This window comes from Isoptericola jiangsuensis, assembly GCF_048320105.1.
GTDB lineage: Bacteria > Actinomycetota > Actinomycetes > Actinomycetales > Cellulomonadaceae > Isoptericola > Isoptericola jiangsuensis_A.
This window is the reverse complement of sequence record NZ_CP182942.1, coordinates 2,933,089-2,945,272: the sequence shown is the minus strand read 5'-3', so window position 1 is coordinate 2,945,272 and position 12,184 is coordinate 2,933,089. Positions and strand designations below refer to the sequence as shown.

The 12,184-nt window shown below is 75.5% G+C and carries 11 protein-coding genes; 5 read left to right on the top strand and 6 right to left on the bottom strand.

Features of this window, described 5'->3' with window-relative positions:
• Nucleotides 1-145: 145 nt before the first annotated feature.
• Nucleotides 146-466 carry an MTH1187 family thiamine-binding protein gene (locus tag ACNHYB_RS13545; RefSeq protein WP_418275864.1) on the bottom strand — a complete coding sequence of 107 codons (321 nt, stop codon included), beginning with the start codon at nucleotides 464-466 and terminating at the stop codon, nucleotides 146-148.
• A 57-nt stretch (nucleotides 467-523) separates the two neighbouring features.
• Here ACNHYB_RS13545 and cofD point away from each other — a divergent pair, with 57 nt between their 5' ends.
• A complete protein-coding gene (gene cofD, locus ACNHYB_RS13540; protein WP_418275863.1) occupies nucleotides 524-1,459 on the top strand; it encodes a 2-phospho-L-lactate transferase in 936 nt (311 codons plus the stop codon).
• Complete coding sequence (cofC, locus tag ACNHYB_RS13535) at nucleotides 1,456-2,142, top strand: 2-phospho-L-lactate guanylyltransferase (RefSeq protein ID WP_418275862.1); 687 nt, start codon at nucleotides 1,456-1,458, stop codon at nucleotides 2,140-2,142. Before cofD ends, cofC begins: the two co-directional genes overlap by 4 nt.
• On the opposite strand, the gene ACNHYB_RS13530 is transcribed toward cofC, so the two are convergent.
• Nucleotides 2,069-3,037, bottom strand: a complete 969-nt coding sequence (locus ACNHYB_RS13530; RefSeq protein ID WP_418275861.1) for an EamA family transporter — start codon at nucleotides 3,035-3,037, stop codon at nucleotides 2,069-2,071. The genes cofC and ACNHYB_RS13530 overlap by 74 nt on opposite strands.
• A 31-nt stretch (nucleotides 3,038-3,068) precedes the next feature.
• Here ACNHYB_RS13530 and ACNHYB_RS13525 point away from each other — a divergent pair, with 31 nt between their 5' ends.
• A complete protein-coding gene (locus ACNHYB_RS13525; protein ID WP_418275860.1) occupies nucleotides 3,069-3,563 on the top strand; it encodes a MarR family winged helix-turn-helix transcriptional regulator in 495 nt (164 codons plus the stop codon).
• A 4-nt stretch (nucleotides 3,564-3,567) separates the two neighbouring features.
• On the opposite strand, the gene ACNHYB_RS13520 is transcribed toward ACNHYB_RS13525, so the two are convergent.
• The 3 genes from ACNHYB_RS13520 to ACNHYB_RS13510 all read right to left on the bottom strand — a co-directional run bounded on the left by ACNHYB_RS13520 (nucleotide 3,568) and on the right by ACNHYB_RS13510 (nucleotide 7,084).
• Nucleotides 3,568-4,173, bottom strand: a complete 606-nt coding sequence (locus ACNHYB_RS13520; RefSeq protein ID WP_418275859.1) for a nitroreductase family protein — start codon at nucleotides 4,171-4,173, stop codon at nucleotides 3,568-3,570.
• Nucleotides 4,174-4,271: 98 nt separating this feature from the next.
• Nucleotides 4,272-6,410: a YhgE/Pip family protein gene (locus ACNHYB_RS13515; RefSeq protein WP_418275858.1), complete on the bottom strand. Its 2,139-nt coding sequence runs from the start codon at nucleotides 6,408-6,410 to the stop codon at nucleotides 4,272-4,274.
• A complete protein-coding gene (locus ACNHYB_RS13510; protein ID WP_418275856.1) occupies nucleotides 6,407-7,084 on the bottom strand; it encodes a hypothetical protein in 678 nt (225 codons plus the stop codon). Before ACNHYB_RS13510 ends, ACNHYB_RS13515 begins: the two co-directional genes overlap by 4 nt.
• An 81-nt stretch (nucleotides 7,085-7,165) precedes the next feature.
• Between ACNHYB_RS13510 and ACNHYB_RS13505 the strand changes: the two genes are divergently transcribed.
• Nucleotides 7,166-7,798 (top strand): TetR/AcrR family transcriptional regulator, encoded by a 633-nt coding sequence (locus ACNHYB_RS13505; RefSeq protein ID WP_418275855.1) that lies wholly within the window; start codon nucleotides 7,166-7,168, stop codon nucleotides 7,796-7,798.
• A gap of 11 nt (nucleotides 7,799-7,809) precedes the next feature.
• Here the strand turns inward: ACNHYB_RS13505 and ACNHYB_RS13500 are convergent, their stop codons facing one another.
• Nucleotides 7,810-10,707 carry an FAD-binding and (Fe-S)-binding domain-containing protein gene (locus ACNHYB_RS13500; protein ID WP_418278058.1) on the bottom strand — a complete coding sequence of 966 codons (2,898 nt, stop codon included), beginning with the start codon at nucleotides 10,705-10,707 and terminating at the stop codon, nucleotides 7,810-7,812.
• 345 nt (nucleotides 10,708-11,052) lie between these two features.
• On the opposite strand from ACNHYB_RS13500, the gene ACNHYB_RS13495 reads away from it, so the two are divergent.
• Complete coding sequence (locus tag ACNHYB_RS13495; protein ID WP_418275854.1) at nucleotides 11,053-12,171, top strand: NAD-dependent epimerase/dehydratase family protein; 1,119 nt, start codon at nucleotides 11,053-11,055, stop codon at nucleotides 12,169-12,171.
• Nucleotides 12,172-12,184 lie beyond the last annotated feature (13 nt).

Below are 12,184 nucleotides of genomic sequence, written 5' to 3'. Positions count from 1 at the left end.
GGGTTCCTCACGTCCCGCACGGCCGTGATCGCCATAGCCTACGGCGGCCCCTCCGGTGATCTGCAACACGCCTGGTAGGTGAGGCGGCTCACGTCACAGAACGGTCAGGAAACCTATTCGGACCCAACCGGACATATCCCTCGGATCAGGCGTGACCGACCTCGTCGGCGTCCCGGGCGAGGGCGTCCTCGACGCGCCGGACCTTCGCGTCGAGCTGTCCGGTGCGGCCCGGACGGATGTCCGCCTTGAGGACGAGGGACACCCGGTGCCCGCCCGCGCCGACGGCCTCGGTGGCGCGCTGGACGACGGGCATCACCTCGTCCCACTCCCCCTCGATCTCGGTGAACATCGAGGTGGTCCGGTTCGGCAGGCCCGACTCCCGGACGATGCGGACGGCCTCGGCGACGGAGTCCGTGACGGACTCGCCCGCGCCGAGCGGAGCGACGGAGAACGCGAAGACGGCCATCGCCCCATCCTGCACCCTCCGGCGTCCCGCGGCACCGGCGGCGCTTAGGCTCGTCGGGTGAGCATCTCGGTGACGGTCCTGGCCGGCGGGGTCGGCGGAGCGCGACTCGCGCACGGTCTCGCGCGGGCCCTGCCCGGTGGCGACCTGACGTGCGTGGTGAACGTCGGCGACGACACCGAGCGGCACGGCCTGCACGTCTCCCCCGACCTCGACACCGTCATGTACACGCTCGCCGGGCTCGACGACGAGGAGCGCGGCTGGGGCGTGACGGGCGAGTCGTACGCGGTGCTCGACCAGCTCGCGCGGCTCGGCGAGGACACCTGGTTCACGCTCGGCGACCGCGACCTCGCCACGCACGTCGTGCGCACCGCCCGGTTGCGGCAGGGGCGGCCGCTGAGCGAGGTCACCGCGGGGCTGGCGGCGTCGCTCGGCGTGGACGCCCGGCTGCTGCCCGTCACCGACGACCCGGTGCGCACGCTGGTCGGGACGCCGTCCGGCACGCTCGCGTTCCAGGAGTACTTCGTGCGCCGTCGGCACGCGGACGCGGTGCTCGACCTGCGGTTCGACGGCGTCGAGGCGGCGCGCCCGGCCCCCGGGGTGCTCGACGCCGTGCGGGACGCCGACCTGCTGGTCGTCGCGCCGTCGAACCCGTTCCTGTCCGTCGAGCCGGTGCTGGCCGTGCCCGGCGTGCGCGAGGCGGTCCTGGGCTCCGGTGCGCGCCGCGTCGCGGTGAGCCCGATCGTGGGCGGCCGGGCGGTCAAGGGTCCGGCCGCGCAGATCCTGGAGTCCCTGGGGCACGACGTGTCGGCGCTGGGTGTCGCCCGGCTCTATGCGGACCTGGTGGACGTCATGGTGATCGACGACGCGGACGCCGCGCTGACCGCGTCGATCACGGACCTGGGTCTCGACGTCGTCGTCACCGACACGATCATGGTGGGCGCGGACGGCCGGGAGCGGCTCGCGCGCGACCTCGTCGGGCTCGTCGCTCGGTGAGCCGCCCTGCTGCGGTGACCGCCGTCGTGCCGCTGCGCGACGGCGTGACCGGCAAGTCGCGGCTGGCGGCGGCGCTGGACCCGGCGGCCCGACGGCGGCTCGTCGTCGAGCTGGCCCGCCGCGTGGTGACGGTGCTCACGGCCGCCGACCGGGTGGACCGTGTGGTGGTCGTGACGGCCGACCCGGCGTTCGCCCGGGAGGTGCTGGCTCAGGTGCCGACCCAGGCCACCACCCCCGCGTTCGGCACCGTGGTGATCGCCGAGCCGCCGGGCCGGCCGGGGCTGAACGCCGCGCTGGAGCACGCGCGCGAGCACGTGCGTGCGACGTCCGCCACGCCCGCCGGGCCCGGGCGCCTGCTCGTGGCGCACGCCGACCTGCCGCTGCTCACCGGGGCGGACGTGGGCGCGGTGCTCGCACCCGCCGCCGACGTGGTGGTCGCGACCGACCGGCACGGCGTCGGCACGAACCTGCTCGCGCTGCCGACCGACGCGGCGTTCACCTTCCGGTTCGGCGAGGAGTCCCGGGCCGCCCACACGGCGCAGGCCCGGGACCGCGACCTGTCGTGCGCCGTCGTCGACCGCACGGGCACCGCCCTGGACCTGGACACCCTCAGGGACTGGGACGAGCTGCCGCCGGACGAGGCGGCGCGGCTGCGCGCCGTCGTCGGAGCCGGTCCGGCCTGACGGCCCGACCACGCCGCCGCCTGCCGGCCGGCCGACGACGCGCTCCCGCGCGCCGGCCGAGGAGGACGCCGCCGAGCACGAGTGCCGCCCCGACCGCCTGGCGCACGCCGAACGTCTCGTCGGCGAGCACGGTGCCGAGCAGGACGCCTGTGACGGGGTTGAGCAGGCCGACGAGCCCGACGGTGCCCGCCGGGAGGTGCCGCAGTCCGCTGAACCAGGCGAGGAAGGCCAGGGCGGTCGCGATCACGGCGACGTAGGCGAAGCCGCCGACGGCGACGGGGTCGACGGGTGGCGGCCCGCCCTCGACCATCACCGCGACGGGCAGCAGGAGCAGGCCGCCCGCGGTGAGCTGCCAGGCGGTGACGGCGACCATCGGCTCGGCGGGCGCCCACCGCTTGGTGAGGACGAACCCGACGGACGACATGAGCATGGCGGCGCCGGAGGCGAGCACCCCGGCGACGGGGACGCCGGCCCCGGCGTCGGCCACGAGGACCACGACGCCGACCATGCCGACGACGGCCCCGACTGCGCCCCGCCCCGTGGGGCGCTCGCCGAGCAGCGGCCAGGCGAGCAGGAGCAGCACGAGGGCGGACGCCGCCATGACGGTCGACGCGACCGAGGACGGCAGGAGGGTCGCGGCCACGTACACCAGGACGAAGAACGCCCCGACGTTCAGCGTGCCGAGGACGAGTGACCGCCACCACCAGTCGCCGCGCGGGAGCCGGCGGGCGACGGCCAGGAGCAGGAGCCCGGCGGGCAGGGCGCGCAGCACGGCTCCCCACAGGGGCTGGTCGGGCGGCAGGAGCTGCCGCGTGACGACGTAGGTCGATCCCCAGGCGATCGGGGCGACGGCGGTGAGGGCCACCCACTTCCAGTTCGCTTCCACGGAAGCCATTAATCCCTTCCATGGAAGATATATTCCGGGGATGAGCGAGACCCTCGACCGCGTGGCCCGCATCCAGGACGCCTGGCGGAGGGAACGACCCGACGTCGACGTCGCCCCGCAGGGGATCATCGGCCGCCTGCACCGGCTCGCCGCGCACCTCGACGACGAGCTGGACACGGTCTACGGCCGCCACGGCCTCGGCTTCGGCGAGTTCGACGTCCTGGCCACCCTGCGACGCGCCGGCGCGCCCTACGAACGAGCCCCCGGCGAGATCGCGCAGCACACGATGGTCACCACCGGCGCCGTCACCAAGCGCCTCGACCGGCTCGTGGCCGCGGGGCTCGTCGAGCGACGCCCCGCCGAGGGCGACGGCCGGCGGCGCGTCGTCGCGCTCACGCGCGAGGGTCTGCGCGTCATCGACGCCGCGTTCACCGAGCACATGACCAACGAACGACGGCTCGTCGACCAGCTCGCCCCCGCCGACCAGGCCGCACTCGAACGGATCCTGCGCCGCTGGCTCGCCGCCTACGAGTGAGCCGTCACCACGCCCCGCGGTGCACGACGTCGTCCATCGCCTTGCGCCGACGTCGCGCGGGCGAGCCGGCCGCACCACCGGGGACAGGATGCCCGACGGCGACCACGCCCGTCGGCGCCCACTCGGACGGCACGCCGAACGCCTCCCGGAACGCGCCCACCTGACCGCCCGCGATCCCGAAGAAGCACGCCCCGAGGCCCTCGTCGACGGCGGTCTGCAGCATCAGCAGGGACGCCATCCCGGCGTCGACGTGCCAGTAGGGCACGGGCCAGCGGGCCTCGTCGCGGTCCGTCCACCCCTTGTCGGGCTCGGCGTACCGGCCCACGTACGCGTCCCGCGAGGCCAGCGCGACGACGAGCAGCGGGGCGGTGCGCATGCCGTCCAGCCACGCGGACATGTCGCGCGTCGACGACGCCGGGGTGGCGGCCGTCCAGAACCGGTCCCGGTCCGCGGCGTCCTCGAGCACCAGGAACGACCATCCCTGCGTGAACCCGGCGCTCGGCGCCCGCACCGCGTGGGCGAGCAGCCGGTCCACCACCTCGGGCGCGACCGGGTCCGGGCCGAACCGTCGCACCATCCGCCGCCGTCGGACCACCTCACCGAAATCCATGGGCCCAGCATGCCGAACCCGCCCGCCGCGCGACGACCCGGCGGGCGGCCCGGCGGGCGAGCGCAGCGGGCGAGCGCAGCGGGCGAGCACAGCGACGCTCAGAGGACGAGCTCGGGCTGCAGCCGGGTCACCGACCACGTCCGCTGCCGCCGTGCGGCCAGCGTCGTGGCGCCGAGGGCGACCACCAGCACGCCCGCCAGCACGCCGGCGGCGGCCGCGGCGGTCGTCAGGCTGCCGCCGTACAGGAGCTGACGCAGACCCTCCACGGCGTACGTCATCGGCAGGAACTGGTGCAGCGCCCGCAGCGGCTCGGGGATGGTCTGCCAGGGGAAGGTGCCGCCCGCCGTGACGAGCTGGACCAGCATGAGCACCAGCCCCAGGAACTGCCCCGCCGCGCCCAACCACACGTTCAGCGCCTGCAGCACCGCCACGAACGTGCCGGACACCAGCACCAGGAACGCCGCCGTCGCGAGCCCGTGCTCCGGGGTGATGTCGAGGGCGAACGTCGTCACGCCGAGCATCACCGCCATCTGGACGGCGCCGAGCACGGCCGGGACCAGCCAGCCGCCGAGCGCCGCGGCGAGCCCCGACCGGCCGGCGGCCAGCGCCCGCGAGGACAGCGGGCGCACCAGCAGGAACAGCACGTACGCGCCGATCCACGTGGCCAGCGACAGGAAGAACGGCGCGAGACCGCCCCCGTAGGTGCCGGCCGACGCGAACGCCTCGTCGCGCACCTCGACCGGGTTGCCGAGGGTGTCGGCCGTCGCCGTGCGGGTGTCGTCGTCGACGTCGGGCACCTGCCCGAGGCCTTCGGCCAGACCGTCGCGCAGCTCGGTCGTGCCGTCGGTGAGGTCACCGGCACCGTCGGCGAGCCGGCCCGTCCCGTCCGCGAGGTCGCCGGCACCGGACGCCACCTGGGCGGTGCCGTCCGCGAGCTGCGAGACCCCGTCGAGCAGGGCGGGGGTGGAACCGGCGAGCTCGGCCGTGCCGTCGGCGAGCGCCCCGGCGCCGTCGGCCGCGGAGGCGATGCCGTCCGTGAGGTCGGGCGTGGCGGCGGCGAGCTCCGCCGCGCCGTCGGCCACCTGCTGCGCCCCGTCGGCGAGCGTGTCGAGCTGGTCCGCGGCGTCCTGGACCTGCCCGACGGCGTCGGTCACGGTGTCGCGCTCGTCGTCGAGCGCGGGGGTGACGCGGTCGGTCACGTCGGCGGCCAGCGCGTCCGCCTGGTCCTGGGTGAGGGTGCCGTCGGCGACCAGCGCGTCGAGGCCGTCGGCGAGCGCCGCGTCGACGTCGTCGCGGGCGCCGTCGAGCGCGGGCAGCACCTGCGCGGCGGCGTCGGCGGCCTGGCGCCCGGTGGCGGCCACCTCGGCGTTGCCGTCGGCGACCTGCTGCGCACCGTCGGCGAGCTCGCGGGTGGACGACGGCAGGGACGACGTGGCGTCCTGCAGGTCGCCGAGCCCGTCGTCGAGCTGCTGGGCGCCGTCGTCGAGCCGCGTCGTGGCGTCGGCGAGCGGTGCCGCCCGGGTGTCCAGGACGGCGGCGCCGTCGGCGGCCCGGGTCGCGCCGTCGGCGAGGTCGTGGGCGCCGTCGTCCGCGTCGCGGGCGCCGTCCGCGAGGTCCTGGGACCCGTCGAGGAGCTGTTCGGCGCCGTCCACCGCGTCGGCGAGGTTGGTGTGGATCGACGCGAAGCCGCGCAGGAACTCGTCGGCCGCCTCGGTGCCGACCTCCTGGGCCACGGCGTCGCGCACCTGCCCGACGATCTGGTCGGCGATGGTGCCCGCCAGGTAGTTGTTCGCGTCGTTGGTGAGGAGCGTCAGGGACGCCTGCCGGGGTTCGAGCTCGCCGGAGGAGACCAGGTCGGCGGAGAAGGTGGGGCCGATGACGAGGGCGGCGTCGAACCGGCCGGAGCGCACGCCGGTCTCGGCGTCGCGCTGGGTGGTCTCCACCCAGCCGAAGCCGCCGTCGTCGAGCAGGTCGGCGGCGACGTCCTCGCCGAAGGTCCGCTCGGTGGTCTCCCCCGTCACGGAGTCGGTGGTCGTGGCGCCCTCGTCCAGCACGACGAGCGCCGCGGGGACCTCCTCGAGGTTGCCGTACGGGTCGTGGTTGGCGAACAGGTACAGCCCGGCGTACAGGGTGGGGATGAGGGCCATCGCCAGGATCGCCAGCCGGGGCATGGTGCCCGCTGCCAGCCGGCGCCCTTCGGAGGCGGCGAGGCGCAGGGGCGTGAGCAGCGCGGTCACGAGGTCTCCTCGGGGGCGAAGGCGGCGCGTCGCACGACGCGCGGCGGCTCGTGGCGGGAGTCGCCGACGGCGGGCGCCAGGTCGACGCCGAGGTCTCGTGCGGACGAGCGGGTGCAGCCGACCAGGACGCCGCGTCCGGCGGCGGCGAGGCTGCGGGCGAGGTCCCACCAGGCGACGGGGTCGCCGCCGTGCCGGTCGGGCAGGGTGAGCACGACGAGGCGGACGGCGGGGTCGGCGGTGGCGAGCCCGGCGAGGATGGCGGTGCGCACGGCGCCGGGGAGCTGGTCGACGCGCCGGTCGCGGTCGCCCCCGAGCGCGCGCTCGTCGAGGAAGCGCTGGACGTCGCGGGGGCGGGAGCGCTGCCCGGCGAGGGCGAGCCCTTCGGCGACGACGTCGGCGAGGGTGAGGGCGTCGTCGGGCTCGTTGACGCCGGGGACGTCGACGACGGCGCTGGCCGCGCGCAGGTCGGCGGGCGTGGCGTCGACACCGTCGAGCAGGACGTGCCCGGCGGAGGGTGCGAGCCGTCCGGTGGCGACGAGCGCGAGGGCGGTGTGCCCGTGCCCCGGCTCGGCGGCGGCGAGCACGGCCTCGTGCGTCGACCAGCCGAGGTTCATCGTGGCGAGCAGCGGCTCGCGACGTCCGTCGACCGTCACGCCGTCCAGCACGACCCGCATCGACCCTCCCTTGTTGACCTGAAGTCAACAACGCTACGCCTCCTGTTGACCGGCGGTCAACAACAGCGGTAGAACAGGACCATGACCTCGCGCACACGGCAGGACCCGGACGACCGCCGGCGCCAGCTCCTCGCCGTCGCCCGCGACCAGGCCGAGGCCCACGGGCTCGACACCCTCACCCCCGCGCGCGTCGCCGACGCCGCCGGCGCCTCCAAGGCCCTCGTCTTCCACTACTTCGGCTCCACCGCGAGGCTCCGCCACGCCGTCGCGCTCGACGCCGTCGAGCACCTCGACGCCGCCCTCGAACCCGACGACCGGCCCCTCGCCGGACGCCCCGCCTACGTCATGTCGCGGTTCCTGGACTCCGTGACCGCCCACCGGCACGTCTGGGAGGGCATCTGGCGCGGCACCCTCGCCGACGACCCCGCCACCGACGCCGCCCTCCAGGGGGTCCGACGCCGGCTGCTGGCCCGCATGGTCGCCACCGCCGACACCCTCGGGTTCACCCCGAGCGCCCGGCTCCGGCTGCTCGCCGACGGCTGGGTCGCGCTCGTCGAGAACCTCACCGCCGCGTGGCTCGCCGGGAGCGACGTCGAGCGCGAGGAGCTCGAACGCCTCCTGGTGGCCAGCCTCGTCGTGCTCGTCCCGGAGCTGCCCGAGCCGGCCCGGTCCGCCGTCGTCGACCTCACGCGGAGGATGTCGACCGCCCCCTGACCCCCGGCCCGTCAGAGACGCTCGGCCAGGACCTCCGCGAGCGCCCGGCCCTCGACACCCTCGAGCTGGACGGCCTGGGTGCGGCAGGAGAACCCGTCCGCGATGAACTCGTCACCCTCCCCGCAGGCGCGCAACGCCGGCAGCAGGGCGTTCTCCGCGACCGCCACCGAGGTCTCGTAGTGGCCCTTCTGCATCCCGAAGTTGCCCGCCAGCCCGCAGCACCCGGCCAGCTCGGTGACCGTGGCGCCCGCCTCGGCGAGCAGGGCACGATCGGCCGCGAAGCCCATGACGGAGTGCTGGTGGCAGTGCGGCTGCACGACGGCGGTCACGTCGCTGAGGTCGGGCACCTGCCAGCCCGCCTCGGGGCCCGGCGCGGTGGCGGGGTCGGTGAGCAGCTCGGCCAGGGTCTTCGTGGCACCGGCCACGGCGGCGGCACGCGGGTCGTCCGGGAACAGGTCGAGCAGGTCGGACCGCAGCACCGCCGTGCAGGACGGCTCCAGGCCGAGGATGGGGATGCCGTTGACGGCGTACGGCCCCAGCACGCCCAGCAGGTCCGTGAGGCGACGGCGCGCACCGTCGAGCTGACCCGTGGAGATCCACGTCAGCCCGCAGCACGCCTGACGGTCGGGGACGACGACCTCGTAGCCCGCCGCGTCGAGGACCTTGATCGCGGCCTGCGGCACCGACGGCGCGAGGGAGTCGCTGAACGAGTCCGTCCACAGCACGACCTTCGGGCGACCCGTCCCGGCCGGCACGCCCGGCTGCTGGCGGTGCGTCATCCCCGGCACGCCCTGGGTCGCGTACCCCAGCTTCCACCAGCGACGGAACGGCATCTCGGCGAACTGCGGCATCTGGCGGCGGGTGTCCATGCCGCCGCCCCACAGCACGGCGCGCCGGACCCAGTCCACGGACAGCAGCCGGTTGAGGGTGCGCGGCGCGAACCCGGCGAGCCGCGCCCACCGGGGCAGCCAGCCGAGTGCGTAGTGGTCCATCGGGCGCAGCCTGCCCTGGTAGGTGCGGTGCAGGGCCTCGGACTTGTACTGCGCCATGTCGACACCGGCCGGGCAGTCGGACGAGCACGCCTTGCAGCTCAGGCACAGGTCCAGCGACTCGCGCACCTCGGGCGCGGTCAGCCCGCCCACGAGCGTGCCGTTCACCGCCTCCTGCAGCACGCGCGCCCGGCCCCGGGTGACGTCCTTCTCGTCCTTGGTGGCCTGGTACGACGGGCACATGAAGCCGCCGGCGGCGTGGTTGTCCGCCCGGCACTTGCCCACGCCGACGCAGCGGTGCACCGCCGTGGTGAGGTCGTGGTGGTCGTGGGAGAAGCTGAAGCCGGCGTACCCGGCCTTCTTCGCGACGCCCCTCAGGGTGCCGGAACCCAGCAGCCCGCGCTCCCCGACCGGAGCCCTGGACGACAGGGCGGCCGCTGCCGGACGCCGCAGGTCCGCGTCCACCGCGGCGGGGCGCACCACCACGCCGGGGTTGAGCACGTCCTGCGGGTCGAACAGGGCCTTGACCTGCTCCATCAGCGCGATCGCCTCGGGCGAGTACATGACGGGCAGCAGCTCGGAGCGGGCGCGGCCGTCACCGTGCTCCCCGGACAGCGAGCCGCCGTACTTCGCGACCAGCACGGCCGCCTCGGTCATGAAGGTGCGCAGCACCGAGCCCGACGCCTCCAGCGGGATGTCGATGCGCAGGTGCACGCACCCGTCGCCGAAGTGCCCGTAAGGCAGACCGTCGACGCCGTAGCGCGCCATCAGGTCGTCCAGGTCGCGCAGGTAGGCGCCCAGCTTCTCGGGCGGCACCGCGGAGTCCTCCCAGCCCGGCCAGGCCTGCTCGCCCGACGGCGTGCGCCCGGCCAGCCCGGCGCCGTCGGCCCGGATCTGCCACATCTTCGTGGCCTCGGGTCCTGCGGGGTAGATGGCCGCACCGAGGGCCGACGCCGCCTCGACGATCATCTCGGCGACCTCGCGCGCCTCGCCCGGCGAGGTGCCGCCGACCTCGATCATCAGCCAGCCCGCCCCCTCGGGCAGGGCGGGCACCGAGTCGGCACCCTTGGCGCGCCGCACGACGTCGACGAGCCGGGCGTCCAGCCCTTCGATGGCCAGCACGTCGTGCTTGAGCAGCACCGGCACGTCGTCCGCGGCGGACGGCATGTCGGGGTAGCCCAGCACCACGAGCGTCGGCGCCTTCGGCACCGGCACGAGCTCGAGCGTCGCGGACAGCACCGTGACGAGGGTGCCCTCGGTGCCGACGAGCATCTTGGCCAGGTCCGAACCGTTCTCCGGCAGCAGGTGCTCCAGGGAGTACCCGGACACCTGCCGTCCGAACCGCCCGAACTCCGTGCGGATCAGCGCGAGGTTGGCGCGCACGAGCTCGGCGAGACCGGGCACCGCCGCGAACGTCGCGTCGCCCCGACCGGCGGTGAAGCGGCGACCATGGCCGTCCACCACGTCCAGCGCCACGACGTTGTCCGCCGTGCGCCCGTAGGCCACCGCGTGCGGGCCGCACGCGTTGTTGCCGACCATGCCGCCGAGCGTGGCGCGGTTCTGGGTGGACGGGTCCGGCCCGAACCGGAGCCCGTGCGGCGCGGCCTCGCGCTGCAGGGACGACATCACCACGCCCGGGTCGACGACGGCGGTGCGTGCCTGCGCGTCGAGCTCGTGGACGGTGTGCAGGTGCTGCGAGAGGTCCAGCACCACCCCGGGGCCCACCGAGTTGCCCGCCACCGAGGTCCCGGCGCCGCGCGCCGTGACCGGCACCTTGAGCTCGCGCAGCACGTCGAGGGCGGCGACGACGTCGTCCGTCGTGGTGGGGAACGCGACGACGTCGGGCACCACGCGGTAGTTCGAGGCGTCGGTGGAGTACTCGGCCCGACGGCGGGTGGTGGTGTCGACCGTGCCCGCCATCACCGTGCGCAGCGCCTGGGCGACCGCCTCGCGCGCCTCGGCGGCGGCATGGCGCGCCTCCTGCTCCGCCTCGCGCTGGGCGGCGACCGCCGCGGCCTGCGCGTCCTGCGGGCCGGGGGCGTCCGGGGCCGCGGCGGGCGTCGAGGTGGCGGGGGTCGAGGTGGAGGTCGGCTGGGCAGGCACGGGCCGATTCTGCCACTGCCCGCCCGACCGCCGTGGGAGGGTCCGCCCCGCGCCCGGCGAGCGTCTCCGGGCGTCCGGCATCGAGCGATGATCACGGACGTCCGGAGACGCTCGCGCACGCGTCGTCGTGCGCACCGCGAGGTGCGCCGATAGCGTCGGGGCATGCGCGTCGTCGTCGTAGGAGCCACCGGGAACGTCGGGACCTCGATCCTGCGGGCGCTCGTCGCGGAACCTGCCGTGACCTCGATCGTGGGGGTCGCCCGCCGGGTGCCGCGCGCCGACGGCTCCAGCACCGTGACCCCGCCGTTCGACGCGGCGGAGTGGGTGCGGGTGGACCTCGCCGACACGGAGTCCCGCGACGCCCGGCTCGACGACGCCCTGGCCGGCGCGGACGCCGTCGTCCACCTCGTCTGGGCGATCCAGCCGGCGCGCGAGCCGGACGTGCTGCACGCGCTCAACGTCGGCGGAGCACGCGCCGTGACCGACGCCGTCGTGCGCAACCACGTGCCGCACCTGATCTTCATGTCGGCGTCGGGCGTCTACTCCCCCGGCCCGGCCGACGGTCACGCGATCGACGAGTCCTGGCCCACCGACGGCGTGCCGGGTTCCCCCTACGCCCAGGACAAGGCCGAGGTCGAGGCGATGCTCGACGCCGTGGAGGCTCAGCAGGGGTGGCTCACCGTCACCCGCCTGCGGCCGGCGATCATGCTGCAGCGCGAGGCCGGCGCCGAGATCGGCCGCTACTTCCTGGGGCCGCTCGGCAAGATCGGCCTCAAGGTCGCCGCCGGACCCGCGGGGCACGCCGTCGGCGGTCTGGTGCGCGGCTGGCAGGGCGAGGCCGAGCCGGAGCAGCAGCCGCTCTTCCCGCTGGTGCCGTTCCCCGAGGGGGTGCGCCTGCAGGTGCTGCACCCGGACGACACGGCCGCGGCCGTGCGGACCGTCGTCGTCGGACGCCACGGCGGAGCCTTCAACCTGGCGCCCGACGGCGCGCTCTCCGGTCAGGACCTGGCCGACCTGCTCGCGGACGGGCGGCGCGTCCCGGTGCCGCTGTCGCTGGCCCGGTGCGGGCTGAGGATCGGTTCCGCGGTGCGCGCCGTCCCGATCGACCCCGGCTGGCTGGAGATGGCCGCCGCGGACGTCGTCATGGACTCCTCCCGGGCGCGCACCGTGCTGCGCTGGGAACCGTCACGCAGTCAGGGCGAGGTCCTGCGCGAGGTCCTCGGCGGCGTCCTGGACGGCGCCACCGGCGACACCCCGGCCCTGGCGAAGAAGGCGAAGTAGCTCCCCCGGGACC